At 61.4% G+C, this 24595-nt stretch carries 24 protein-coding genes and 1 pseudogene; 8 read left to right on the top strand and 17 right to left on the bottom strand.

What is annotated here, in order from left to right:
• Positions 1–134: 134 nt before the first annotated feature.
• Positions 135–1124, bottom strand: a complete 990-nt coding sequence (locus FIU28_RS07640) for a Bug family tripartite tricarboxylate transporter substrate binding protein (RefSeq protein ID WP_143572364.1) — start codon at positions 1122–1124, stop codon at positions 135–137.
• Positions 1125–1376: 252 nt separating this feature from the next.
• Here FIU28_RS07640 and FIU28_RS07635 point away from each other — a divergent pair, with 252 nt between their 5' ends.
• From FIU28_RS07635 to FIU28_RS07625, 3 genes are all read left to right on the top strand, one after another.
• Positions 1377–2432, top strand: coding sequence for a ketopantoate reductase family protein (locus FIU28_RS07635; protein WP_143572363.1), 1056 nt, complete (start codon positions 1377–1379; stop codon positions 2430–2432).
• An 86-nt stretch (positions 2433–2518) separates the two neighbouring features.
• On the top strand, positions 2519–2935 hold the full coding sequence (locus FIU28_RS26350) for a zinc-binding dehydrogenase (protein WP_441351631.1): 417 nt from the start codon (positions 2519–2521) through the stop codon (positions 2933–2935).
• A gap of 99 nt (positions 2936–3034) precedes the next feature.
• On the top strand, positions 3035–3469 hold the full coding sequence (locus FIU28_RS07625; protein ID WP_143572361.1) for a hypothetical protein: 435 nt from the start codon (positions 3035–3037) through the stop codon (positions 3467–3469).
• A gap of 123 nt (positions 3470–3592) precedes the next feature.
• Here FIU28_RS07625 and FIU28_RS07620 read toward each other — a convergent pair whose 3' ends face one another.
• Complete coding sequence (locus FIU28_RS07620; protein ID WP_143572360.1) at positions 3593–4402, bottom strand: alpha/beta hydrolase; 810 nt, start codon at positions 4400–4402, stop codon at positions 3593–3595.
• An 81-nt stretch (positions 4403–4483) separates the two neighbouring features.
• Between FIU28_RS07620 and FIU28_RS26670 the strand changes: the two are divergent.
• A pseudogene (locus FIU28_RS26670) lies at positions 4484–4669 on the top strand (hypothetical protein); the annotation flags it as partial.
• Between the two features lie 58 nt (positions 4670–4727).
• Positions 4728–5827 (top strand): IS3 family transposase gene (locus tag FIU28_RS07610; protein ID WP_143571799.1). Its coding sequence is split into 2 segments (ribosomal slippage): positions 4728–4980 and positions 4980–5827, totalling 1101 coding nucleotides; the frame shifts between segments, so codons are not numbered across the junction.
• Between the two features lie 551 nt (positions 5828–6378).
• Here FIU28_RS07610 and FIU28_RS07605 read toward each other — a convergent pair.
• From FIU28_RS07605 to FIU28_RS07540, 14 genes are all read right to left on the bottom strand, one after another.
• On the bottom strand, positions 6379–7170 hold the full coding sequence (locus FIU28_RS07605) for a c-type cytochrome (protein WP_143572359.1): 792 nt from the start codon (positions 7168–7170) through the stop codon (positions 6379–6381).
• Positions 7167–8792 carry a b(o/a)3-type cytochrome-c oxidase subunit 1 gene (locus tag FIU28_RS07600; protein WP_143572358.1) on the bottom strand — a complete coding sequence of 542 codons (1626 nt, stop codon included), beginning with the start codon at positions 8790–8792 and terminating at the stop codon, positions 7167–7169. Before FIU28_RS07600 ends, FIU28_RS07605 begins: the two co-directional genes overlap by 4 nt.
• On the bottom strand, positions 8782–9339 hold the full coding sequence (locus tag FIU28_RS07595; protein WP_143572357.1) for a cytochrome C oxidase subunit II: 558 nt from the start codon (positions 9337–9339) through the stop codon (positions 8782–8784). The genes FIU28_RS07600 and FIU28_RS07595 overlap by 11 nt, the downstream gene beginning before the upstream one ends.
• Positions 9340–9368: 29 nt before the next feature.
• Entirely contained in the window at positions 9369–9548 is a 180-nt protein-coding gene (locus FIU28_RS07590; protein WP_143572356.1) for a hypothetical protein, read from the bottom strand.
• Positions 9549–9556: 8 nt separating this feature from the next.
• Complete coding sequence (locus FIU28_RS07585; RefSeq protein ID WP_246660983.1) at positions 9557–10855, bottom strand: c-type cytochrome; 1299 nt, start codon at positions 10853–10855, stop codon at positions 9557–9559.
• Between the two features lie 10 nt (positions 10856–10865).
• Positions 10866–11558, bottom strand: a complete 693-nt coding sequence (locus tag FIU28_RS07580; protein ID WP_441351656.1) for a c-type cytochrome — start codon at positions 11556–11558, stop codon at positions 10866–10868.
• A 667-nt stretch (positions 11559–12225) separates the two neighbouring features.
• On the bottom strand, positions 12226–12609 hold the full coding sequence (locus FIU28_RS07575; protein WP_143572355.1) for a c-type cytochrome: 384 nt from the start codon (positions 12607–12609) through the stop codon (positions 12226–12228).
• A gap of 90 nt (positions 12610–12699) precedes the next feature.
• Complete coding sequence (locus FIU28_RS07570) at positions 12700–13695, bottom strand: FAD:protein FMN transferase (protein WP_143576091.1); 996 nt, start codon at positions 13693–13695, stop codon at positions 12700–12702.
• A gap of 10 nt (positions 13696–13705) precedes the next feature.
• The gene (locus FIU28_RS07565) at positions 13706–14251 is read right to left on the bottom strand and encodes a nitrous oxide reductase accessory protein NosL (protein WP_143572354.1); all 546 of its coding nucleotides are present in this window, start codon (positions 14249–14251) and stop codon (positions 13706–13708) included.
• Positions 14248–15075 (bottom strand): ABC transporter permease subunit, encoded by an 828-nt coding sequence (locus FIU28_RS07560; protein ID WP_143572353.1) that lies wholly within the window; start codon positions 15073–15075, stop codon positions 14248–14250. The genes FIU28_RS07565 and FIU28_RS07560 overlap by 4 nt, the downstream gene beginning before the upstream one ends.
• Positions 15072–15983 (bottom strand): ABC transporter ATP-binding protein, encoded by a 912-nt coding sequence (locus FIU28_RS07555; protein WP_143572352.1) that lies wholly within the window; start codon positions 15981–15983, stop codon positions 15072–15074. The genes FIU28_RS07560 and FIU28_RS07555 overlap by 4 nt, the downstream gene beginning before the upstream one ends.
• A complete protein-coding gene (locus tag FIU28_RS07550) occupies positions 15980–17341 on the bottom strand; it encodes a nitrous oxide reductase family maturation protein NosD (RefSeq protein ID WP_143572351.1) in 1362 nt (453 codons plus the stop codon). The genes FIU28_RS07555 and FIU28_RS07550 overlap by 4 nt, the downstream gene beginning before the upstream one ends.
• Positions 17342–17355: 14 nt before the next feature.
• Positions 17356–19296 carry a TAT-dependent nitrous-oxide reductase gene (nosZ, locus tag FIU28_RS07545; protein ID WP_143572350.1) on the bottom strand — a complete coding sequence of 647 codons (1941 nt, stop codon included), beginning with the start codon at positions 19294–19296 and terminating at the stop codon, positions 17356–17358.
• Positions 19293–21599 carry a NosR/NirI family protein gene (locus tag FIU28_RS07540; protein WP_143572349.1) on the bottom strand — a complete coding sequence of 769 codons (2307 nt, stop codon included), beginning with the start codon at positions 21597–21599 and terminating at the stop codon, positions 19293–19295. The genes nosZ and FIU28_RS07540 overlap by 4 nt, the downstream gene beginning before the upstream one ends.
• A gap of 150 nt (positions 21600–21749) precedes the next feature.
• Between FIU28_RS07540 and FIU28_RS07535 the strand changes: the two genes are divergently transcribed.
• Both FIU28_RS07535 and FIU28_RS07530 read left to right on the top strand, forming a co-directional pair.
• Positions 21750–22625 (top strand): hypothetical protein, encoded by an 876-nt coding sequence (locus FIU28_RS07535; RefSeq protein WP_143572348.1) that lies wholly within the window; start codon positions 21750–21752, stop codon positions 22623–22625.
• Positions 22626–22802: 177 nt separating this feature from the next.
• Entirely contained in the window at positions 22803–23009 is a 207-nt protein-coding gene (locus tag FIU28_RS07530; protein ID WP_143572347.1) for a DUF1858 domain-containing protein, read from the top strand.
• On the opposite strand, the gene FIU28_RS07525 is transcribed toward FIU28_RS07530, so the two are convergent.
• Positions 22999–23718, bottom strand: a complete 720-nt coding sequence (locus FIU28_RS07525) for a Crp/Fnr family transcriptional regulator (RefSeq protein WP_143572346.1) — start codon at positions 23716–23718, stop codon at positions 22999–23001. The two genes, FIU28_RS07530 and FIU28_RS07525, sit on opposite strands and share 11 nt — an antisense overlap.
• A gap of 34 nt (positions 23719–23752) precedes the next feature.
• Here FIU28_RS07525 and FIU28_RS07520 point away from each other — a divergent pair, with 34 nt between their 5' ends.
• Positions 23753–24223: a hypothetical protein gene (locus FIU28_RS07520; RefSeq protein ID WP_143572345.1), complete on the top strand. Its 471-nt coding sequence runs from the start codon at positions 23753–23755 to the stop codon at positions 24221–24223.
• Positions 24224–24595: the final 372 nt, after the last annotated feature.

The raw sequence follows: 24595 nt of genomic DNA, 5'->3' as shown, positions 1-24595 counted from the left end.
GGCGCGATCGAGGTCGCGTCAGCTCATTTGGCGTCGAGACGCACCGTGCGCGCCGCATGGTTCAGTTCCGACAACGGGCGCTCCAATCCAGCGACCGCAACGACCGCTTCCACGGCCTGACTTTTCGACCAGATTCAGACCGGTTGCAAGCCGAGCGCCTGCGCGCTTTCGATCCACACCGGCAGTTCGCGCTGGTAGAGGGCGTTGCTGTCCTTGAAACCGAGCGCCGGCTCCAGCACGAAGGTCGCGAGGACCTCCTTGACCTTGGGATCATCATTGGCGGCTACGAAGAGCTGCGACAGCCTGTCCACAATGGGTTGCGGCGTCGCCTTCGCAACGGCCCAGCCCGTGAAGCCGCTCACTGTGAAGAACCGAGAGGTGGCGCCCTGGTCGGGCAGCGTTTTGACACTCGGAATCGCATCGACCTTCTTCGAGTGCACGGCAAACGCCACGCCGCGGTTGCTTTGCAGCACCGATTGCGCGGCCGTGTAACTGCCCATCGCAACGTCTAGCGTGCCTTCCGCCAGACCGGTCCACATCGGCGCCTCACCGCGATAATGGATCGGTTCGATGTTGAGCCCGTACTGCCGGTTGAGCTCGTTTATCGTCATATGCGGTGACGAGCCCGCACTATATGTGCCGAAATTGACCTTGCCGCTCTTGCGCGCATAGTCGACGAATTCTGCCAGCGTGGTGACGCCGGACTTCGGGCTGGCCACCAGCGGCAGACCGGCGCCGGGGATCAGGCTGAGCAGTGTCAGATCCTTGTCCATGTCGTAGCCGGGGGCCTTCATCATGACCCGGTTCATCACATAGGTGGTCGAGATCGAGCACAGGATGGTGTGCCCATCGGGCTCGGCGCGGACGACTTCCGCCGCTCCGATCGCCCCCGATGCGCCCGCCTTGTTCTCGATCACGACGGTCTGGCCGACCTTCCGGGAAATGAAATCACCAAATGCGCGGCCGAGCAGATCGGTCTGCCCGCCGGCGGGATAGCTGACGATCATGCGGATTTGCCGAGACGGCCACGCGGCTTGCGCAAAACCATCGCGCGACAGCAGCGGCATTGCGGCGACTGCCGCTCCGGCCGCGATAAAACGACGGCGATCCATTTCGCTTGGCATGATTCACTCCCCCTATGTTTTTTTTGCGACAGTAGCACTGTCAGGGCGTCTGGCACTCCTGACAGGCGGGACAGATTGGCGCATGGCCGGCCGTTCAAGCGGGCGCCACACTTGCCCGCCTACTGAACCGCGGCTACAGCTAAATTGACTGCTGGACTGCGACGCTGCGCTGCAGCATCGGTCCGGGCAAATAAACATATTGGCGCCGAGCCGGTCGGCCCGACGCCAAAGATAGTTTGGGGACGAAATATAATGCCGCGTAATATCCTTATCCTCGGCGCTTCCTATGGCTCGCTGCTGGCCACCAAGCTGCTGATGGCCGGGCACAATGTGACCCTGGTCTGCCGTAGCAAGACCGCCGAACTGATCAACCGCGAAGGTACCGAGGTCCGCATCAAGCTGCGCGACGAGCCGAACCATCGTTCGATCTTCTCGCGCGACCTGCCGGGCAAACTGGATGCGACCTCTCCGGGCGACGTTGATCTCTCCCGCTACGATCTGGTCGGTCTGGCGATGCAAGAGCCGCAATACACCAACCACACCATCCGCGTGTTGATGATCAAGATCGCCGCCGCGGAACTGCCCTGCCTGTCGATCATGAACATGCCGCCGCTGCCCTATCTCAAGCGCATCCCGGGGCTTGCCGACATGGATCTGCAGGAGGCCTACACCAACGCCCAAGTGTGGGACCGCTTCAAGCCCGGCCTGGTCACGCTGTGCTCGCCCGATCCGCAGGCCTTCCGTCCCCCGGAAGAGGCGGCCAACGTGCTGCATGTCGGCCTGCCCACCAACTTCAAGGCCGCGATCTTCGCCGACGAGAAGCACAACCAATTGCTGCGCGAACTGGAGGCCGACATCGACGCCGTCCGGCTGGACGGCCACGATGTCCCGGTGAAGCTCAGGGTGTTCGACTCGCTGTTCGTGCCGCTGGCGAAATGGTCGATGCTGCTGACCGGCAACTACCGCTGCATCACGCCCGAGGAGCCGCAGTCGATCCGCGATGCCGTGCACGGCGACCTCAAGGTCTCGCAATCGATCTACGACCATGTCGACGCGGTGGCGCGGCGGCTCGGCGCCGATCCGCAGGACCAGGTGCCCTTCGCCAAATACGCCAAGGCGGCGGAGAGCCTGCTCAAGCCGTCCTCGGCCGCGCGCGCGGTCGCCAGCGGCGCGCCCTTCATCGAGCGGGTCGACCTCTTGGTGAAGCTGATCTCTCATCAGCTCGGCATGACCAATCCCGACATCGACCGCACCGTGAAGATCGTCGACCAGAAGCTCAACGAGCGGATCGAGGCGAGCAGCCTGTAGCCGCAGCGACCAGGCTTACGCTCGGCCGGCCGGCCTCAGCCGACGGAGCGGCATGCGGCAGTGCGTCAGGCAAAAGCCCCGGGCCGCTGAGTGCCCGGGAGGTGATCAATTATCGCACGGAGGACGTCGCCCGGAAGGTGCGGCAACTGGCGCCGTCCGGTGTCGATTCGATCATCGAAATGGATTTGTCGCGCAACGCCGCCTACTATCCCGACATCCTGAAGCCATATGCGAGCTGCGCCGTCTACGGCATGTCAGCTCAGCAGAGTAGGCTTCCCAGCCTCGCGTTGATGAGCCTGAACATTCGTCTCTCGTTTGCGTTCATCTATGAGCTGACCGCAGCAGAGCGGGCCCCTGGTCTCGCCGAGATTGCTCGCCTGCTCACCGATGACAGCCTCATTCATACCGTCGCTCAACAACTACCTCTAGATCGGATCGTCGAAGCGCACGAGATGGTCGAGAACGGCACATTACAAGGGAACCTGGTTCTCAATATCGCCTAGCGTGTCCGCGATTTCATTCGATGCGTCGCGGAACTCGACGCGCAGCATCGTCACTCGTTGAGGCAAGGTCGTTACACATCTTGATGTATTGGAGCAGCTATGTTGGGTTCGGACAGCCTCAAGCTAACCTATGACGCTCGCGAAGGCCGTATCTCGAACGAAGGGGCGCAGCGGTGCGAGGCGCTACTCGTTGAATGGATGGAAGCGCTGAACCGCCACGATGCTTTCGGAATGGACGCGGTCATGCGCTTTCCGCATGTGAGAGCCGCCGCCAATGAGCTGTTCGTTTATGAAGCGCCGGGCAACAATCCCATGGATCTGTTCACCAAGCTGGGGGAGCAGCAAGGCTGGCACCACAGCGCATGGACCGAAATCAAGCTTCTTCAGTCGTCGCCGATCAAAGCGCACTATGCCGTTCAATATACGCGCTACCGCGAGGACGGATCGGTCATCGGGGTCTACGATTCCTTGTATGTCTTCACCGAGGATGACGGTGACTGGAAGCTGCAATTGCGATCTAGCTTCGGGCCTTGAGACGCAATCCAAATGAATTGACACTCTTAAGGTTAAATATGCTGCCGGACACTGATCCGGTTGCGCTTGGGGGACGCAACCGGATTCCTGTGCCTGACAAACCAATCAGGTCGCTGAGGCGCGCTATTTTATCGAAATAAGCAGTTCGTAGACTTTTTCCGGATTCGGAATCTCCACGTCATGGGGAACAGGGAGTTCAATGTACTTCCATCCGGCTTTCGTTCGGGCCCGCTGGCGGCTCGGTTCAATCGAGGCTAGCGCCGGACTGGTGTAGGCCACGTAAGTGACCGGGAGGCCCGCACCTGCAGGCTTGGTCAGGCGAACCGCGCTCTCATAAGTACTGATGGGATGGGGACGCAGGCGCCGCATGAACCAGTCCTTGCGGGGGCCATCGGGGATTGGAAATCCTTCCGGTCCGGGCACCGGCAACGCAACGCCGCCGCCTTGTTCGACAGCGGTCTTTCTGCGTGCAGCTTCCGCACCGGCCGGAAGAATGCTGAAAGCATTCTCTCCGTTCTCCGGGATGAGAGCGTCAAGATAGACGATATGCCGAATGCGCTCCGGCATCCTATCCGCAACGCCAGTCACCGCCATGCCCCCGTAAGAGTGACCGACGAGGATGATGTCATTAAGTTCCTCGGTCTCGATCAGGTTGGCGACGTCCTCGATATGCGTGTTGACAGTGATTTGCCGCGAGATCAGATGCGCCCGCTCACCGAGGCCGGTCTGCGTAGGTGTGTAAACCTTATGTCCCTGCTTCCGGAGCCCCTCCGCTACATCCCGCCAAATCCACCCGCCGCCATATGCGCCATGAACCAGGACATAGGTTTTCGCACTTGTGCCGCTGTCAGATTGCGCCGCCGCAGGTTCGACAAGCGATGCTGCAGAAAGCGCTGCTGCGGCACCTAAAAGAACATCTCGTCTCATGATCATATAAGTCTCATCCTCGTTTCGACGATTATCACTCGCCTTGCAGTGCCTTGGATCGCGCTCTGAGCATGCACCAAACGCCCGAGCGAATATAACATATCTCGTTACCACACCTCTGAGAAGGGCCTGGGCTACCTGACGCCTGCGGCCTATGCCGCTAACCTCACCGCAACGTGCGATCGGCTCCGCAACTCCGACCAGCTCCGCCGACCGCACGTTGCTCACCCCGCGCCCAACGGCGTAACATCTGACGTGCCCCCACCAAATTAGGCCAGTTTGACCTGGAATTTTCCATTTATGATCCCCTGACGGGGACGAGGAGAGTTCCATGAAGGCATCGAAGTTTTCAGAAGCGCAGATCGTATTCGTTTTGAAGCAGGCGGAAGATGGCTCGGCAGTCGCGGAGGTCTGCCGCAAGGCCGGGATCAGCGAGGCTACTTTTTACAACTGGCGGAAGAAGTATGCAGGCCTGATGCCCTCGGAGATGAAGCGCTTGCGTCAGCTGGAGGAAGAGAATGGCAAGCTGAAGCGGATCGTAGCTGACCTGTCGCTGGACAAGGCCATGCTGCAGGATGTGCTCTCAAAAAAACTCTGAGGCCTGACCGCAAGCGCGAGCTTGTCGACAGGGTGTGCGGCGACTGGAAGGTCTCGATCAGGCGGGCCTGTTCGACGCTCCGGATCGATCGCGCACTTTACGGCTACAAGTCGAAGCGTGGCGACCAGGCCGCTCTCAAACACCGGATCAGGGAGATCTGCGAGACGCGGGTGAGATACGGCTATCGCCGGGTCCATGTCCTACTGCTGCGTGAGGGCTGGGACGTCAACGTCAAGCGTGTCTACCGTCTTTATAGGGAGTTGAGCCTGCAATTGCGCAACAAAACGCCGAAGCGTCGCGTGAAGGCCAAGCTGCGTGAGGATCGAACAGATGCTGTCCAGGTCAACGAGACCTGGGCAATGGACTTCGTGCACGACCAGCTCGCCACGGGCCGCAAGATCCGCGTGCTGACGATCGTCGATACCTTTAGCCGCTTCTCGCCAGCCGTCGATCCGCGTTTCAGTTATCGTGGCGAGGATGTCGTGGTCACCCTAGAGCGCATCTGCAAGACCGTTGGCTATCCGAAAACCATCCGTGTCGACCAGGGATCAGAGTTCATCTCTCGCGATCTCGATATCTGGGCTTATCAGAAGGGCGTCGTGCTGGACTTCTCGCGGCCAGGCAAGCCGACGGACAACAGCTTCATCGAATCCTTCAACGGCAAGTTCAGAAGCGAATGCCTGAACACGCACTGGTTACTGAGCCTTGACGACGCACGGCAGAAAATGGAGGATTGGCGTAGAGACTACAACGAAGTCCGGCCACATAGCGCGATCGGTAACAAGGCGCCGATATCGCTGTTGAATGGCTCATCGGCGCCCCCGCCGGCATGAGCCTAACCCCGGAAAATTCCAGCTCCGGCTGGCCTAGTTTTGGGGAGCACTTCAACATCCGCCGAGACTCTAATCGCGACTGGATGAAAGTTCGGGGGCAGGCCAGAACGAACCAAGGAAGGAAAACAGCCTTCCAAGGCGTCACAGGTGCGCATGTGTGGCAATTCGGTGAGCCCGGTGCTGGCTCAGGCCTTGGTCAAGGCAAGTCTGTCCGAAAGTGCTCTGTTCGAACAACCAGCGAACGATGATTTGGAAACAAGCGAGGCCGCATAGCAAAAGGCCCCGGGGAGACCGGGGCCTTAAACTGGTGGGGCGGCATCTTTCAGCTCGGTAACTTGCAATCCACTAGTGCCGGCCGTCTGCAGCTTTCAGCAATGCCGAACGTAGCCGATCCGTCGGCTCACCCGTGCATTCAGCTGGAAGTTCTTCGTTTTCGGCAAGACGGACCTTCATAAGAATAAACTTATCATGGCACCGTAGCTGTGTGAGAAATCGCACCAGCAAAAGCTAACTTTCTTGCTTATGTACTTTTCATAGTGCGGTACGTCGCATCAGGGGCGAGAGGCGTAATGTTCCGCTGCCATATCGATCTCTTCAGACGTCATCTGCCGAGCCACGTTGCGCATCTGCTCGCTAATGTCGTTGCGCCGTGCCCCGCTGGCAAAAGCTTGCAGCTGCGCCTTGATGTAGACCGCCGACTGGCCGCCGAGCCATGGCGCACCGGCCTTGGTGTCGATCCCCCCGTGGCACGAGCCGCACGGCGCGATGTTACGCATCGGCGCGCCATTGATGACGATCACGGGCGCTGGCAGCGGCGGTCCGGGATGGCTCAGCGGCACGCGCGGCAGGAAGGCGTAATAGGCTGCGAGGTCGAGCATGTCCTGCTGCGACATGTTGATCGCGAACGGGGTCATCGTGGCGTTGACGCGGGCGCCCGTCTTGAAGTCGTTCAGCTCCTTGAAAGTCACCGCGGCGAATTGCCCGGCAAGGTTCGGCGAATTGGCGTCGCTGACGCCCTGCGGCCCGTGACAGATCGCACAGCGCTGCGCCAGCGTGGCGCCGCGGCCGATCGAAATCGCATCCTGCCTGGTCAGCATCTCCGACGTCATTACCACCTTCGACGTCGTGAAATCGGGCTGGACGGCCACGCTGGCCGGTGCCGCGCGCGGCACACCGGCGGCGCTGCAGATCGCGTCCCAGATGCCGCCGAGTTTCAGGTCCGGCTGCAGCAGCGGCAAACCGACAAGACCGAGCAAGGCCGCGCCCACGGCCACCGAAACCACAAAACCGACGCTGGCGGCGAACCATGGATTGCGCCAGGAATACAACTGCTGGTCGCTCATTTCCCGGCTCCCATATAGACCACCGGCACCGATGTCTGCTTTAGCACCGCCAATTGGGCGATCGGATAGCCGTAGTTCACCAGCGTGAGCCCGACCATCAAGGCTATCCAAAGCCCGAAACTGTTCAGGGCGATTGGCAGCCGCACTGGCTGGTGCACTGCGACGGCGAATCGATAGGGCTCCTGCGTGAGCTTCGGCACGATCTGGCCGCGGATCAGCACGATAAAGAACAGCACGGTCGAGATTACCAGGATCAGCCCGCCGACCACCGACATCGTTACCGAGAAGGCCTGCGGCGACACCGCCGGATTGGCGTAGTCATAAAACGCCATACGGCGCGGCATGCCGAGAATGCCGACATAGTGCCAGGGGAAGGTGGTCACGATCATGCCGATGAACCACAGCCACAGCTGTGTCCGCATGATCCTGAAGCTTTGCAGCGGGCGGCCCGTGAGCTGCGGCCAGGTGTCATAAGCAATCGCCATGTACATGATGACGATGGCGCCACCGAAGATCAGGTGGAAATGGCCGGTGACCCACTGCGTATTATGGATCGAGCTGTCTAGCTGATAGCTCATGTTGACAAGGCCGCCGGCGCCACCGAAGCCCAGCATCACCAGCGACAGCGCCGTCGCCAGCATGATCGGATTGCTCCACGGCAGCGCCGAGACCCAGCCGAACGCGCCGCGGCCGCCGCGCATCCGGCTGGCGATTTCGGCTGAGGCGCAGATCGTGAACACTGTCAGGAGCGTCGGCAGCGCCACCAGTCCGGTGAACACCGACTGCATGAACTTGAAGCCGGCGCCGACCTGCGGATCAGTGAACAGATGGTGGACACCGATCGGCATCGAGACGACAAGGAACAGGATGAAGGAAATCCGCGCCATCGGGTCGCTGTAGATCCGCCCGCCGATCGCCCGCGGAAAGATAGTGTAATAGGCAATGTAAGTCGGCATCAGCCAGAAATACACGATGGCGTGCAGCGTCCACGAAAATAGCACCCGCGACAGGCCGGCATCGATCGTGGTGGTGAGGCCGAGCGCCGCGGGCAAGATCTGCAGCAGGATTTCCAGCGCCGCGCCGACCGCGGTCCAGCCCCACAGATAGGCACCGGCCGTATTGGCGAACATCGCCAGCGGAATTGGCTTGCCCGGATTGGCGCGCTTCCAAGCGTACAGGTTGATCGAGGTCAGCGCGACCCAGATCCATGAGCCCACCACAACCAGCACGACGCCGATGTAATAGAACGGATTGCCGATCAGCGGCGGGTAGAAGGTGTAGAGTACCGACGCCAGGCCCATCGATACCGGCACCAGCGCCACCACGGCGCCAATTGCAACCAGCAGGAACGACGCCCAGGCCCAACGCCGACCGATCATCGGCCGCTCCAGCGCTGTCTCCGTGATAAAGTAGCCGAAGCCCATCGCGATCAGCGTCGGGAATACATAGCCCATCGCGGAGCCATGCGCGGTCACCGAGCGATAATACAGCTCGGGATTGAAGTGCCAGATATTGAGCGGGCTGCGCACGAACATCTGCCAGGCGCCGAGCAGGATCGCCAGGCCGAACACCGTGAAGGCGAGCCAGAAATGCGCGAGTATGAGCCGCCGGTTAGTCAACACAGGTCAGTCTCCCGCGCGTCGATTTCAGATTCAAGAAAGCCGCCTTGTCGATCACCTTGACCCTGCCCCACATGCCTTGGTGGCCGATGCCGCAAAATTCCTGGCACGGCATCACATGCTCTTTCGGCTCCTTGAAGCTGGCCTTGAATTCGGAAATATAGCCCGGCACCAGCATCGAATTGATATTGGTGCCTTCGATCAGCAGACCGTGCACGACGTCGGCACTGGTCGTACGGAACGTGATCGGCGTGTTCGCAGGCACCAAAATGCATTGCGGCGTGAAGGAGAACTGCTGGCCGATGGCGCGCACCATCACCGAGCCGTCGGCCTCGACTGCGGTGCCGAGATTGCTTTCGATGAATTCGCCGGTCAGGTGCAGCGTCTTCGGATCGGCGGTCTCGACGCGGCCCTGCGGCATCGAGGCGTGCTGGATGCCGGTCACCGCGGCGATCCCGACCAGCACCACCACGATGGCCATCGACACCATCGCCCAGCGCCGCTCGATACGCGCGGCGACGTCGTGGGAGGCTTCGCTGTTCTCGGTCATGATCGGGCCATGCGGTGTTTATGCTGGTTTCATGGAACATATACGCGGGGCAGATAGACCAGCAGATAGAACGCGAACCACAATCCGACGACGATCGCCGTTGCGACACCGGCCACGGCGATTGCGCCTTGCGGGCCGGCGCGGACGATGACATGCACGGACTCGTCTTGCTTGGATCTGTCGGAGGATGGCAACGGTGAATTGATCATGGGATGTCTCAGTTCAGCGTCGCGGAACGAAGTTCGTTGGCCTGGCGTGCCGACACCGGAGCGCCGCGGTTGCCCCAAGAGGTGCGGATGTAGGTCACAACCGCCGCGATCTCGTCATCGGACAACACATGCGCGAAGGGCGGCATGCCATACGGCATCGGATTGCCCTTGGTGGCGGGCGGGAAGCCGCCGTTGAGCACCATGCGGATCGCATTCACCGACGACGACATCTGGATCGACTGGTTGCCGGCGAGTAGCGGATAATGTGGCGGCTTGCCGGCTCCTTCGGTGCCGTGGCAGCTGGCGCATTGCCTGTCGTAAATCGGCTTTCCCAAGCTGACGAGCAGGCTGGTCTCGGCAGTTGGCAATGGCGGCGATGGCCGGTCCGGCGAACTGCCTTGTGCCAGGCCCTTGAGATAGATCGCCATCGCGCGAACGTCGTCGTCGCTGAGATATTGAAGACTGTTATAGACAACATCGGCCATCGGGCCGTAGACCGCGCCGCGATGCGAAATGCCGTCGCGCAACAGCTCCGTGATGTCCTTGATGCCCCAGTCGCCGAGGCCGGCTTCCTTGTTCGACGTCAGCGACGGCGCGTACCAGTTCTGCATCGGGATCAGCCCGCCCTCGAAGGCCTGCGAGTCCGAGCTGCCGCCCAAAGCGTTGATCGCCGTGTGGCACATGCCGCAATGGCCGAGTCCCTCGACGAGATAGGCGCCCCGGTTCCATTCCGCGGACTTGGTCGGATCCGGCTTGTATTCGCCTTCGTTGAAGTACAGCGTGCGCCAGCCGATGATCAGCGAACGGTTGTTGTAGGGAAACCGTAGGTCGTGAGGGCGGTTGGCCTGCTTCACGGCCGGCACCGACATCAGGAACGCGAAAATCGCGTCGCTGTCGTCGCGCGTGACCTTGGTATAGGAGGCGAATGGCATTGCCGGATACAGCAGGCTACCGTCAATCGAGCGCCCGGTGTGCATCATAGTGTAGAACTGGTCGGCGGTCCATTTGCCTATTCCGGTTGTCGGATCGGGCGTGATATTTGACGTGAAGATGGTGCCGAACGGCGTCTTCATGGCGCGGCTTCCGGCGAAGGTTTGGCCCTCCGGCGCCGTGTGGCAGGCGATGCAATCACCGGCGCGCGCCAGGTATTCGCCGCGCGCGATGACTGAATCCGTCGGCACCTTGGCCGGCTGCGGGGCAGGCGCGGCCGACGGCGGTGTCACCGGCTGTTGCGCCGGCACAGCTGCGACCGACAGGCCGCTGATCAGCGCGGCGCCCAGGATCATTCCGGAAATGCGGGTGATCATCACGACGCCCTCAATTCGGTTCGCTGCCGCACGCCAGCGGCATCGGGATCGGCAGGCTGCCGCGCGGCGCCGGCGTGGTGTCGGCGGGAGCCTTGCGCGACGATAGCCACGCTGCCAGCGCCTTGACGTCGTCCTCGGTCAAATAGCCCGCCACGAGTTGCATGCAGTCCGGCAACGCCGCGGTACGGGTGCCGTAGCGCCACGCGCCGAGTTGCGCGCTGATATAGGAAGGGCGCAGGCCCAGCAGCCCGGGTATCGCCGGCTCCATCCCGGTGAAGGACGGACCGTGACAGCCCGCGCAAGCCGGAATGTTGCGTTGCGGGTCGCCCTTCGTCGCCAGCAGCTCTCCCCTTGCGAGCAGATCGTTGCTGACAGTTGGAGTCGCCGGCGCCGGCAATGGCGGCCGCTGCTCGGCGAAATACTCCGCCATCTTCTGCAGATAGGCATCGTTCTGAAATTCGAGGAGGAAGTTCATCGGCGGATAGCGGCGCCGGCCCTCGCGAAACGCGATCAACTGATTGTAGAGATAGCCCGCCGGCTTGCCCGCCAGACGGGGGAAGTAATCGTCATTGGTTCCCTCGCCCTGCGCGCCGTGACAGGACGCGCATGCCTGCATCCGCGCTGCCATCGTGTCAGGCGGCGCCTCAGCAGCAAGAACCGAGCCTCCATCCAGTAGGCAGACTATCAGTAAGATTGCTCGCAATAGTTGCCCGCGAGGCGAAGCCCCTAGGTACCGCGGCTTAACGCCGGAAAAAACGTCGAGGTCGGCAACGAAAAGCCCGCTAGAAGGGCTCGCGAGCAAGCTCGATGCCTTCTGCTTCTTCGATCCGCGCTCCAGAAGAATTATCGACACGGATACACTCTCTGTCGGGGACGACCGGATCTTAAGCCGCTGGAGGAGCCGAGATCTCACCAGCAATGGCACTGTACACGCTATGTACGATAGAAGACAGAACTATAATAAAATTCTGGACGCTATTGAGATTACCGGAGAGTCGTCGCGCGACGAAGGCTGACCGTGATGAATAGTTCCATCCTGCGGCTTCATCACCGACATGGCAGCGACAAGGACTCGAAGCGTGCGCCGTTTCGGATCTTTGCAGGCCGTCGGGCGACGAGGATGCAGAGATTGACCTGCCATCATCGATTCATGACCGGCAAGTGCCGGCATCGCACCGGAAACCGATTTTATATCGGCGGACGGCAGGAGCAAGCAGACGGCCCTCTATTCGAAGCGGCGTTCGGCATTCACCGTCCGGTTCAGCCTGCGGCTTGCTAAAATGACGTCTTCTTTAGATGCTCGTCAGGACTGATCACTGTCGAAACCCAAATGGGTGTATCAGCCTTTGGTCAGCTGAACGTAGCTGCTTCTATTTTTTCTTCCCCTCGGCATCGAATTGCTTCAGGAACGCGACGAGATCGTTGGTCTTCTGCTCATCCTTGAGGCCGACGTAGATCATCTTGGTGCCCGGGACCTTGGCTTTCGGGTCCTTGATGTATTCACGGAAGGTGGCCTCGTCCCAGGTAATTCCGGAATCCTTGTTGGCGGCCGAATAGGAATAGCCCGCGACGGTGCCCGACTTGCGGCCGATGAGGCCGTTCAACTGCGGACCGACGGCGTTCTTCGCGGTTTCGCCGATCTGATGGCACATCTTGCAGACGCCAAACACCTTTTCGCCAGCGGCGGCGTCCTGGGCCTGAACTTGGCTTGAACCGGCGATCGCCAGCATGGCTGCGAAAATGAACTTGCGCATTTTGTTCTCCTGGTTGGGTTCGCCCATGCGGGTCGAGCGCTTTGCCTGTTGCACCAAATGATGCGACCCGTCCGGGGGGCCTGCTCGAACTTACGCGCCGTCGATAATTGTGGCTCCGCTCGCATCGACCAGCCTGACCTGCACGGCCGGTCGACGGGATATTATGTGGCGAATGCGAGCCAGCGGCATTGTGCTGAACGCAGTCGAAAGCGCGTCGGCTTCCGTCGCCGTCGGTGCGATCACGCTGACGGTCCGATAGAGCGCCGGACTGCGACCCGTCGCAGGATCGAACAGATGCGTGAACCGTCCGGGCCCGTCGAAATGAAATCCGGCGCCGGCAGTGGTGGCGACGGCGCGATCGACCAGATCGATGGTCTCGGTGAGCAGGCCGGGTCGATCCGGATCGGATAGGCCCACACGCCACGGGGTCGCGTCGGGCCGGCCGCCGATCGCGCGGATCTCTCCCATGTCGACCAGTGTCGTCGATAGCCCGGCCTCGCGCAGGCTGTCGACGACACGGTCGGTGGCGTACCCTTGGGCAATGCCGTTCAGGGTCACAGCCGCGCCGCGCTTGACCAGCGCAATGCGGTCGGGACCGACCAGCAGGCCGCGGTGCCCAACCTTTGCCAGCGCGTCGGCAAGCTTGCCCGTGGATGGGCCGGCTGGATCGGGCAGGTCGGCGGCAAAATGATCGGCGTAAAGCCGCCACAACGGCTGCACCGTCGGATCGAAGGCACCATCGGTCATTTCGGCAAAGGACAGAGACGTCTTGAGAAGCGCGACCATGTGGGCGTCCGGCGACACAAGCACGCCGGTGCGATTGAGGCTGCAGATCGCCGAGTCGGCGCGGTACAGGCTGAACTGCGCTTCCAGCCGCCGTACGGTCAGTATGCAATGCTGCACCAGCCGCTCTGCTTCGACGCGGTCCGGATGGTAAATTTCGATAGACACCTGCGCGCCGAGCGCAGAGCCCTGCCAGCGGATCGCCTCATGGGCCTGCGCGGGACGCCCCGTCAGCACCGTGGAGCAGGCCGCCATCGCCGTGATGGCAATCATGCGCCGGCGCGAGATATCCCGATTCAGCATGGATTGCTCCTCAATTTGTCTTCGTGTCGGAATGATCGCGCTCGCTTTGGTCGCCCACGTTGTCACTGCCCAGCACATAGGTCGGCGGAATCTCCGCAAACGTCACGACGCGCCCGCCATTCGTGGCGACGAAGCCATCGGCGGCGGCGCGATTGCCGAACGGGATAGCTTCCGCCGCGCCCATGCCGCCCTGCCGGCGACTCTCGATCACGTAGAAGGCCTTGCGCGCATCGATCCAGTTGGTGGCGCCGGGATCTTCCCAGTTCGGCGCTTTCGCCATATCCGAGACGTAGATCGCACGGATGTCGCGCGGCTGGTCCGGCATCAGGGTGAAGGCCACGGTATCCCGCACCGAGGTGAACCAGAACGGATCGATCCGACTGCCGGTGATGATCTGCCCCTTAGGGCCGGGATGTTCCAGCAGGTTCATGCCGCAGAACACGCCCATCGCGTCACTGTTCAACGCCACTGGCGGCGGCACGGTTGTGCCGGCGTCCTGATTGCACCCAGCCAGCACCACGGCTGCAATGAAGGCGCACACGATCCGCGAGATCATAATTCCCTCCGTGCAAAGAACAGCGTGGCCAGTCCAAGCGGTGCCACGATCCACAACGTCAAGCCCGCCAGGAGCGCACCCAGTCCCGTCGTTGCCGTGCCGGCCAGCCCGGCCATGCCGGAGAACTGACTGACGTTGAAGCCTGTAAGGTTGCTCAGGCGATAGAGATCGGTGGGATTGAGGAACAGCAGCCACTCCAGCACCTGCGCCGAGACGATCCGCCCCTGGTCGACGACGAGGATCCCGAGCAGCGCCATGTCGAACACCAGCACCATCAATAACCAGACGCCGACCGACAGACCGGCCGCGGTGCCACGGTCGCGCGCCATGCTGCTGATCAGATAGCCGATCGCCACGAACACGGCGCCGAGCATGACCGAGGTCCCCAGCATCGCGGCAAAGGCGTACCAGCTCGCCGCCAGCACCGACGCGCCGGTAATTGCGAGCGCCACTGCGGCCGCGCCGTAGCCGATGACGGTTGCGAAAGTGAGGATCAGCACATGACCGCAGAACTTTCCGAGAATGACCTGGTAGCGGCCGACTGGATAGCTGAGCAGCAGGATCATGGTGCCGCGCTCCATTTCGCCGACCACCGCGTCGTGCGAGATCAGCAGCGCGATCAGTGGCAGCAGGAAAATGGTGAGGCTGGAGAGGCTGACGACGACTACGTCGAGGCGGCCGGCGCCGACATTGCCGGTCGGTGCGCTGCCGAGGAAGGTCAGCGACAGCGACAGCGCGCCGAGCAGCAAGGTGGTCGCGAGGACCCAGCGGTTGCGCAGGCCCTCCTGGATTTCCTTACGGGCGACGATGAGGATCGTTCTCACGCGGCGTTCTCCTGCGACCGGAGGAAGTGCGCATAGAGATCGTCGAGCGTCGGCGAAGCGATATCGATGTTAGTGACCCTCTGGTCGCCCGAGGCGGCCCGCAGCAGCGCCATCTTTTGTGCCTCGTCGCGGGCCAGCAGCACGCAGCCCCGCTCGACGGCCACGGAGTCGTTAGGGATCCACGACGGCCGCGTACCGTCAGCATCAGCCTGAAAATCGAGCGTCAGGCGGATCGGCAATTGCGAGATCGAGCGCAGTTCGGCCAGCGTGCCCTGCGCCACCAGGACGCCGCGGTTCATGATCAGGACATGTTCGGCGCGGTCTTCCAGCTCGTTGAGCGCATGCGACGAGATCAGCACCATGGCGCCGTCATCGCGCAGCTCTTGCAGGATCTCATAAAACGTCAGCCGCAGCGCCGGATCGAGTCCGGTAGTAGGCTCGTCCAACAACAGCACGCGCGGCCGGCCGAGCAGTGCCTGCGCCAGGCCAAGTCGCTGCCGCATGCCCTTGGAATAGGTACCGACCCGGCGGTCGGCCGCGTGGCCGAGACCCACCCGCTCGAGCAGTGGCCACCCAGACGCCGGTTCGATCCGCTTAAGCCGCGCATAGAACGCCAGCGTCTCACGGCCGGTCAGCGCCGCGTTGAACGCGACATTCTCTGGCAGATAACCTAGCTGCCGGCGTGCGGAGAATTCTCCCGCTGCCGGGTCCTGTCCGAGCACGCGGATCTCGCCGTGATCGGGATGGATCAGGCCGAGCAGCAGCTTGATCAGCGTCGTCTTGCCGGCGCCATTATGGCCGACCAGTGCGCACAGCCGCCCGGGGCTGAGCGTGAACGACACGTCGCGCAGGGCTTTCACCGCACCATAGCTTTTCGTCACGCCGCTGACGGAGACGGTCGAGTTCATTTCAGACTCCGGCTGGAAATCGGCTTCGGTGGCGGAGCAATCAGCGGACGGCTATCGATGACGCCGCCGGGATACAGCGCCGGGAACTGCGCCTGCGCCCAGCGCAGCACCTGTACGGCGGGACTGTTGATCAGCACCTTTGCCTGTGGTGCCGTCCACAATACGCGGTCGACCACATCGTTAGGTCGATAGGCGGTGTCGGCGATACCGTCGCCATTGAGGTCGAACGCCGGATTGTCGCTCCAGTAGTTGCCGCGGCCGCCCTTCGACCAGTCGAGGTCGCGGGTGCCGACATACTTCACCTGATTGCGGTTGCCGATGAAGGCATTGCCGGTAATTTCGTTGCCTTCCGAGCCGGCCGTGAAATGCACGCCGATCTCGCAGCGCTCAAACCAGTTGTTGCGAAACCTGTTCTTGTTGGCGTTGTAGATGAAGACGCATTTCTCCGGCCCGTTGCGCTGACCTTCCCGCGATTTTTCAACAGGCGGCATGCCGGGCTCGGCGTCCGCGCTGTCGTCGCGCGTGGCCTCGATGTTGTCGATCCGTCCCCCTGTCACCCGGTTGCCGTCGATATCCGCATAGTTGGCGCTGTTCAACAGCATGCCATGGTCGCGGTCGCGATCGGAGACGTTGTCGCGGATCACCAGCCGGTTGGAGAACATGATGGCGTAGCCGACGTGATTGCCGATCGAGACGTTGCCGCTGACTTCGCTGTCGCTGGTGTACATGTAATGCACAGCAAACCGCACATGCTCGAAGCGGTTATTGATGAAACGGTCCTTGCGGCTCGAAATCGTGAAGATGCCGTCGCGTCCGTAGCGGAAGGTGTTTTCGCCGATGGTGACATCGGGTGCGTTCCACAGCGAGACGCCGTTTCCGGCTTCGCTGACGCGACCGTCACGCAGGCCTTCGATGGTGTTACGCAAGACGCGCGAGCCCTTGGCGCCATGTACATAAATGCCGAACAGGTTGCCTTCCAGCCGGTTGTCCTCGACCAGCGCCCGCTCCGCGGTCTTTTCGAGGAACACGCCGGAATCCATGGTTTGAAGGTTGCGGCCCGATCCCCTGATGGTGACACCACGGATGGTGACGTCCGGTGCGGTCACGGTGATGACGTTGCCGGACCCCGTGCCGGTGAGCACGACCCCGGGCCGTCCCGCCAGTACCAGCCGGCGTTCGATCCGGATGGCGCTCTTGTATTCCCCGACGCCGAGTTCGACGACGTCGCCGTCCTGCGCCCCGTCCAGCACGGCCTGAAGCGGCTGGTCCGGAACAGCTTTCAGCGTCTCCGCGCTGGCGGAGATCGACACTCCGGCGGCGAGGATCGCCGCCGGAACAAGGCGCAGGAGGAGGTTCACGTGTCGTTCCTGCCTCAGACCGTCTTCGGCTCGACGAACATGCGGCCTTTCATCTCCATGTGCATGGCATGGCAGAACCACGAACAATAGTACCAGTAGACGCCGGCACGATCCGCCGAGAACGTTACCGACGCCGTGGCCATGGGAGCGACTTCCATGTTGATACCGTAGTTCACGATGGAGAATCCGTGGGTCAGATCTTCCACCGAATCGATGTTGGTGACGTAGACGGTGACCTGGTCGCCCTGCTTGACCTGGAACTGCTCAAGACCGAACGCAGGTGCGGTAGACGTCATGTAGACGCGCACCTTGTTGCCGTCGCGAATGACCTTGGAGTCATCCTCGAGCTTGATGCCGTCTGCCTTGGCCTGCTTGACCGCATCGGCAAACATCGGGTCGGCGCGGTCCCAGATCGACACCGGATTGATCTTGGAGCGATGGACGATGGTGGCATCATGCGGTTCGGCGAAGCTCGGGCCGTCGTGGATCAGCACCATCTTGTCGCCGGAGATGTCGATCAGCTGGTCATTCTCGGGCTTCAGCGGGCCGACATTGAGGAACCGATCCTTGGAGAACTTGTTCAGCGAGATCAGCCATTTGCCGTCGGCCTCCTTGGTCTGGCCCATCGAGGTGTGGTTGTGGCCGGGCTGATAGTGGACATCGAGCTTCTGCAGTATCGGATCGACCTTCTCGCCCTTGAAGGCCCGCCTGGCGAGATCGATGTTCCACTTCACGATCTGGCTGTCGAGGAACAGCGTCGTGTAGGCATTGCCCTTGCCATCATAGGCGGTGTGCAACGGACCGAGACCGAGTTCGGGTTCGGCGACCACGACGTCGCGCGGCTTGATCTTGTCGTCAAACAGATCGTCGAACTTGCGCACGTCCATCACCGTCACCGTCGGCGACAACTTGCCGGCAGCGACGATATGGATGCCGTCGGGCGCGGTGTTCATGCCGTGCGGGCTGTTGGAAACTGGAACATAGCGCGTGTACTTCGAGCCCTTGCGGCCGTCGATGACCGGCACGCCCTTCATCTCCTTGAAGTCACCGTTCTTGACGGCCTCCTCAATGCGCTTGATATTGAAAATGACCACCCAGTCCTGCTCGTTGGCGGTCATCTCGGCAAGGGTGACGCCCTCTTCCGAATTGTAGCAGGTCGCGAAGGCATATTTGCCCTGGTAATCGGCATCGACGTTGTCAAGATTTCCGTCGACCATCACCTGCCAGGCGACCTTCATGGTGTCGCCGTCGATCGCGCTGAAAATCGCTCGATACTGTTTCTTGTCGTCGAGAATCTTGCCGTCGTTGGGCAACGGCACGCCGTCCTCGCCATTGGCAAAGACGTAGCCGGTGCGCGGAAATTTCTGCACGCGCAGGCCGTGCACGGTGTGCTGGTTTGGCAGTTCGATGATCTTGTCGCACTTCATGACGTCGAGCCGCACGCGCGCGACGCGGGTGTTGGCCTTGTCGTTCATGAACACGTAACGGCCGTCATAGGTACCGTCGGTGAAGGACAGATGCGGATGATGCAGGTCGCCGTTCATGTAGGTGCCGCCGCGGGTCTTCAGGAATTCGCGGGTCTCCGGCAGCAGGCCTTCGGTGAGGACCTTCAGGCTCTCATTGGTCTGGCCCCAGCCGGTGGCGCTGCAGCGGTTGAACACCGGCACGCGCATCAATTCGCGCATCGACGGCAAGCCAACGATACGCATCTCTCCGGACTGGCCGCTCGAGAAAAATGTGTAGTATTCGTCGAGTTCGCCTGGAAGCACTTCCGCCTTGTGCACGGCGGGACGCGCAGCGGTCGACTTCGGTGCGCCGGCCTTGGTCTGCGCATCGGCCGTCGTGGCCGACAGCCCAACGCCGCTCACCAGGCCGACGCCCGCGGCGACAGCCGCTGTTCCGAGCAGGGTTCGGCGGCTGACGCCGCTCCCGTTGTTGTTGCTGTTTTCGCTCATAATAAGCCTCCTGGGCTTTCGGTTGCTGATGGTGCGGCAGTGGCGGTAGACGATCCGATTGGGCGTCCTCCGGCGGTGATGACGGTGGCAGGCCCCTTGCCGGATCGCATCGACGGCGACGACAGGGCTTCGCGCTTCTCGCGCTTCAGCCGCACCTGGATCACGTGCGGGCAGCGGTGATCGTCGAAATACAATTCCTGGCAATGCATGCAGTAGATGCACTCATTGACGTTGATGTGCCCCTCGGGATGGATCGCCTGCACCGGGCACTCCTTGGCGCAGCGCTGGCAGGGCGTACCGCATTCCGGATAGCGGCGCAGCCATTCGAACATCCGGATACGGCCGGGAATGGCGAGCGCGGCGCCGAGCGGGCACATATAGCGGCAGAAAAAGCGCTCGACGAACAGCCCGGCCGACAGCAACGTCAGGGCATAAATGACGTAGGGCCATTCGCGCGCGAATTTCAGCACGATGGCCGTCTTGAACGGCTCCACCTCTGCAAGCTGTTCGGCAAAGCCAGTCGAGTATAGCGACATGCCGAACAGGCCGAGGAAGATGATATACTTGATCGGCCATAACCGCTCGTGCAGGCCCCATGGCACGCGGTATTGCGAAATCTTGATCGCCTGGGCGAAGACGTTGAGCAGTTCCTGCAATGCCCCGAACGGGCACAGCCAGCCGCAGAAGGGGCCCCTGCCCCAGAATAGCAGTCCTGCTGCGATCGCTCCCCACAGCAGGAAAATCAGCGGCGCCGACAGGAAATACTCCCAACTGAAGCCGGTTAGCAGCGAATTGGCGAAGGTCAGGACATTGACGACCGAGAGCTGGGCATTAGCGTACCAGCCCATCCAGACCAGGATGAAGACGAGATAGCTTCGGCGCACCCACACAAACAGTCGGGGCCGCGCGACCAGCGCATTCTGGAAGAAAAAGATCACCGTCAACGCACCGAGCGCGAAGATCGTCGTTGCGATCTTGACCGTGTTGCCGCGCCAGATTTTCATCCAAAGCGGCTCGTCCTCGGCCGTAGCAGGCGCGCGCGCAGCGCCTGCCGCTGCGACAGACGGCGGAGCCGAACTCGCAGATGGCGCAGGCGGGGCGAACGGCGCCACCGGTTCCCGCTTCAGATAGATGTCGGGAAGCGCGTAGCCGAGATCGAAGGTCAGCCAAGCCTTCTCCCGGGTGCTGATGACGCGCTGGACCAGCAATTGAAGAGCCCATGGCTCTGTCGGGTCGAGCGTGAACTCAGACGGCACCACGAACAGGCCAATCTCGGGGAACGCAGGAGCCCCGTCGGCTTCCAGACTTCCCAGCCGCGTGTGGTCACGGTCGCGAAACCGGATGCTGTTGGTGTCCTGGATCAGTTCGATGCGGTCGAAGATGCCGCCGCGCACATAGGCGGCACCCTTGAAGGAGTATCGCCCCTGACCTGCCACGACCAAGGCTTGCTGGCCCGGCTTCAACCGTCCGGACAGGCGGGCGAAGCCGTCGTTGCCCAGCAGGCTCCGGCCGATCGTCGGAACGGCAACATCGGCGACATAGAGATCGACGAAGACGTCGGCGGGGTCGCCCTCCTCTGGTCGCGCTGCCGCGGCGGCATTGCCCGCCTTCTCAAACGCGGCGTTGACATCGGCAACCGACATGACCAGGTGGCGGATAGAGCCGTCGCCGAGCAGACTCTCCCAGTCCCGAATATCGCCCTTTGCCGCGTCGATCGATTTCACCGCCTGCGGTGCAGCCGCGACTGGCGCGCCGCCAGGCGTGCCAAGCCGCCCGCTCTTGATCAGTTTGGTAGCCGAGCGAACGATGCTGTCGCCCATCACCAGCACGGTGACTGTCGCGCCGCTGACGATATCGACCTGCGGTGCCGGCGCTGCGCCGCGCACCACGCCGGCGATATCGGCGCCGATCAACTTGTTGACGGCCTCCATGATCCGTTTCTCGGGAATTCCCAGGAGAACGATGGGCTCTTTGTGATCGACCAGCTTGAGGCCGGTGATGACGCCCTTGGGGTCGATGCCGACCAATAACTGGATCGGCTTGCCTGAATAGCCGGTGGCGTTCGCGAAATCGGAATTCAGATAGACGAAGCCGAGGAGTTGCTCATCCTTATAGGCCGGCATGATCGCCTGATCGCCCTGCAGCGACCCGACACGATTGGCACCGGGAACGAGCTCACTGGGCACGGCCTTGCCCACGAAATCACTCAAGCGACCCGCGGCATACGCCTCAGCCGAAAACGCTCCGGCCAAAATAGCCAGAACGAATCCCAATAGTGCAGGAATGATGAAAAATTGTCGCAACGGTTCCGCTTCCAATTGTCAGCAGAACGCCGTTGTTCTGGATCGCGATATATGCGTCTAAGTCGATCTTATACTGATCGAAATCGGAGCCACTTTGCGCTAGAACAAACTTACTGTTCGATCGCCAACTTGTAGCCAGGGGTATCAACGATGCGCACGGAATTGCTGTTGACTAACGAACCGCGCGCCCCGGTCGAGACGACGGCGGAACTCTATGCAATTGCATTTGATCAAGCGGAAACGGCAGCGCGCCGATATGGAAGATATTCCGAAACTGATTGCGAGGAGTCTTTCGGACCCGTCCGATCTGTATTCGAAAAGATTCAACACAACGCGCTCCAACGCGCGCAGGCCGTCAGCCTAACCTGCGTCGCCGAGTTAAGCAAGCTACCGGACTTAACGCAACTGAACTGGGCGCCGACCGATCTTGTTCCCGCCGAAGAATTGCTTGAACTCGCAAGCTCATCTCTCACGACTCCCTACCTGGTATGGGCGCTTGCCGTTCGCCATCGCGAGCGCGGCTTCGTGTTCTGGACCTATGTCGCGGCACTCGCCGAAAACAGCGCTGTGCGCGCCGCCGGCGAGGATATGGCGCGCGAGGCGCTACATGATGCCAACGAACTGCGTCGCGAGCGCCGTCTCGCCTGGCGCAGCGAACGTCATGTTCACGGAGAGCAATCGCCGGACGGCAGCAGCGACATCCCGCTGGCAGCGCTGCTCGAAAGTCTGCTTCAGAAAGACATTATCGAATGGGCACGAGCCCTTCCGCTGGTCGTTCGCCGCCATCTGCTTGCCGCGACAGGAAATGACGTTGACGCGCCCATGCCCAGCAACGTCCAGGCCTCAGGCACGATTGAAGCGAGGCGTCGTGCTATTCGCCGTGCGGAACAGCTGTCGTCGATCTATCTCGACGAGGCCGATCATGCCGGCGACCAAGACCAGCTTGAGCTCACACAGAAGCTCGCTGCTCGGGCGATCACCAGGCTCGCCGATTTGCGAACAATCGCTGCGACCTTAGCCGAATAAGGCGGTACACCGGTATCGCATCTGCTTGTCGATCGTCGAGCATCCAGCGCGAATCAGTCACGCGCTCCTACCGCAGAGCAAACTGCGAAGACGCCGGCTTATCGTCGAACTGCTTGCTCCCGAACAAAGAGCGCCGCCGCCTCGAGGCGCATGGATGCATCCGGAACGGAGGCACGAATGCCCATTGGCTTTGACACTATCGTCGGCGAGATGATGAGGGCCAGACCTGAGACTATCCGTGTGTTCCTGGATTTCAGGATGGAATGCATCGGTTGTCCTATTTCCGCGTTTCATTCGGTGGACGACGCATGCATGGAGCATGGCGTCGATCGCGACGCGTTCCTGACCGCGTTGCGCGCTGCGAGGGAAACCATCACCGCTTGAACGAGGGTGCTTCGTCCGGCTTTTCCTCTGCCAACATGAATAGCTTGTGCGGTTCGCGGACGACGATCTTCTGGCGGCTGCTCTCCACTAGGCCCTTGCTTTCCCAAGCACTCAGGGTGCGGCTTACCGTGTGAAGGGTGGTCCCGGTCATCTGCGCGATATCCTGTCGGCTGATCGGGAAGTCGATTTCAACGCCGTGGTCGACCTTGCGTCCGGATTGATTGACTAGCCGCAACAGCGCGTGCGCGATGCGCTTCTCAACTTGTTCGGTCGACATCTCGACGACGCGAGTATGGGTCTCCTGGAGACGCGCGCCGACGGTCTGCAAGGTATTGGCGGCGAGCGCCGGGAACTGCTCGACCAGCCGTGGCCAGATTTCTGACGACCAGGCGAGCACTACGCTGTCGACGACTGCGATCGCCGTCGCGGGATACCGTTGCAGGCCGATGGCCTTGGCAACCCCGAAAGTTTCTCCCGTCGCGACATAGCGCACCACGATCTGTTCACCCGTCGGTGTAGTCTTGCTGGCGCGGACGTGTCCGTGCAGCAGCACGAAGAAAGAGTGCGCTTCGTCGCCATGCTCGAACACCGCTGTGTTCTTTGCGATCCGCACAGAACGGGCCTCGCTCAGGATCGCGTCGAGGTCGGCAGTTGACAGGCCTGCGAACAGAGGCAGGTCGGCTACCAGCGAACTGTCGATTTTGGCCATCAGGATATCCTCGGTTCCAGAACCTAGACCGCCAATGGCTGCATCGATCAAGCCTGAACTTGCGCTGGCGCAACGAGGGTCATTCGAGAGCGAGCTAGACCCGTTGATAGCGCTTTGCGAAAAAGGCCTCAGCGTTAACAAACGCAAGCCCGTTGATCTTTTTCTCGTACTTTATTTTTGGTTTGTTTTCGAAGCTCTTCCTCGTGGAGTCCCGTCTACGATCCCGTCTAACGACAGTAAAACAAAACAGGGCGCACCTACGAAATCGCCGGTATTTCAGCTTGCTCGCTTAACTATGCAGCCTCTGCTTCTTCTGGCGGAGCAGCCTGCAAGGCGGAGTCGGTTGAAAGCAGTTCAGCTCGATCGAGCATTGTTAAGAATCGAGGGCTATCGGAAAATGACAGACGATCAGATTATCGATCGGTTGAGACAGGCGAAGGAAATGCAGGAAGCACCGGACCTGGAGCACTTCGCTCGCGAAATTGAGGACGGTCATTACCGATGAGGCACCCGAAGCGTGAGCCGGCGTCGACTTGGGGTCGACTTGCTTAGCAAGATGCGTGCTCGTCGATTGCTAAGCCCTTGTTATTATTGGCTGGGGCGGGAGGGTACGCAGCCTGATCGGCGCCATCTGTACGCCACTGAAATCACTCAAGAATCCGGAGCAACACTCGCCTCGTGTAGCACCTTAGTGCGTCATGCTGCAAGAGCGGTAGAACATGCGCAGGCGCTCAACGATGGCACGACGTACACCGGCTTGGGACAGTCGACCTCCGCGCCACTATGCCGCTCAGGTCACGGGCAGGCGCCGAAGCGGGAAGCCGGCCGGCGGCGGCAGCTTGCCCGATGCATTGAGATCTTTCGAAAACGCCGTCGA

It is taken from the genome of Tardiphaga sp. vice154, assembly GCF_007018645.1.
In the GTDB taxonomy this organism is placed as follows: Bacteria; Pseudomonadota; Alphaproteobacteria; order Rhizobiales; family Xanthobacteraceae; genus Tardiphaga.
This window is presented reverse-complemented; position numbering and strand designations above follow the sequence as displayed.

Bases quoted from the DNA above. Each gene is read 5' to 3' on its own strand.
- FIU28_RS07530 (WP_143572347.1), top strand. From the start codon at position 22,803: ATGCCCATTGGCTTTGACACTATCGTCGGCGAGATGATGAGGGCCAGA.
- FIU28_RS07535 (WP_143572348.1), top strand. From the start codon at position 21,750: ATGCGCACGGAATTGCTGTTGACTAACGAACCGCGCGCCCCGGTCGAG.
- FIU28_RS07605 (WP_143572359.1), bottom strand. From the start codon at position 7,170: ATGAGCGACCAGCAGTTGTATTCCTGGCGCAATCCATGGTTCGCCGCC.
- FIU28_RS07625 (WP_143572361.1), top strand. From the start codon at position 3,035: ATGTTGGGTTCGGACAGCCTCAAGCTAACCTATGACGCTCGCGAAGGC.
- FIU28_RS07595 (WP_143572357.1), bottom strand. From the start codon at position 9,339: ATGACCGAGAACAGCGAAGCCTCCCACGACGTCGCCGCGCGTATCGAG.
- FIU28_RS07620 (WP_143572360.1), bottom strand. From the start codon at position 4,402: ATGATCATGAGACGAGATGTTCTTTTAGGTGCCGCAGCAGCGCTTTCT.
- FIU28_RS07520 (WP_143572345.1), top strand. From the start codon at position 23,753: ATGGCTGCATCGATCAAGCCTGAACTTGCGCTGGCGCAACGAGGGTCA.
- FIU28_RS07570 (WP_143576091.1), bottom strand. From the start codon at position 13,695: ATGCTGAATCGGGATATCTCGCGCCGGCGCATGATTGCCATCACGGCG.
- FIU28_RS07575 (WP_143572355.1), bottom strand. From the start codon at position 12,609: ATGCGCAAGTTCATTTTCGCAGCCATGCTGGCGATCGCCGGTTCAAGC.
- FIU28_RS07640 (WP_143572364.1), bottom strand. From the start codon at position 1,124: ATGCCAAGCGAAATGGATCGCCGTCGTTTTATCGCGGCCGGAGCGGCA.
- nosZ (WP_143572350.1), bottom strand. From the start codon at position 19,296: ATGAGCGAAAACAGCAACAACAACGGGAGCGGCGTCAGCCGCCGAACC.
- FIU28_RS07525 (WP_143572346.1), bottom strand. From the start codon at position 23,718: ATGGCCAAAATCGACAGTTCGCTGGTAGCCGACCTGCCTCTGTTCGCA.
- FIU28_RS07585 (WP_246660983.1), bottom strand. From the start codon at position 10,855: ATGATCACCCGCATTTCCGGAATGATCCTGGGCGCCGCGCTGATCAGC.
- FIU28_RS07590 (WP_143572356.1), bottom strand. From the start codon at position 9,548: ATGATCAATTCACCGTTGCCATCCTCCGACAGATCCAAGCAAGACGAG.
- FIU28_RS07635 (WP_143572363.1), top strand. From the start codon at position 1,377: ATGCCGCGTAATATCCTTATCCTCGGCGCTTCCTATGGCTCGCTGCTG.
- FIU28_RS07555 (WP_143572352.1), bottom strand. From the start codon at position 15,983: ATGAACTCGACCGTCTCCGTCAGCGGCGTGACGAAAAGCTATGGTGCG.
- FIU28_RS07565 (WP_143572354.1), bottom strand. From the start codon at position 14,251: ATGATCTCGCGGATCGTGTGCGCCTTCATTGCAGCCGTGGTGCTGGCT.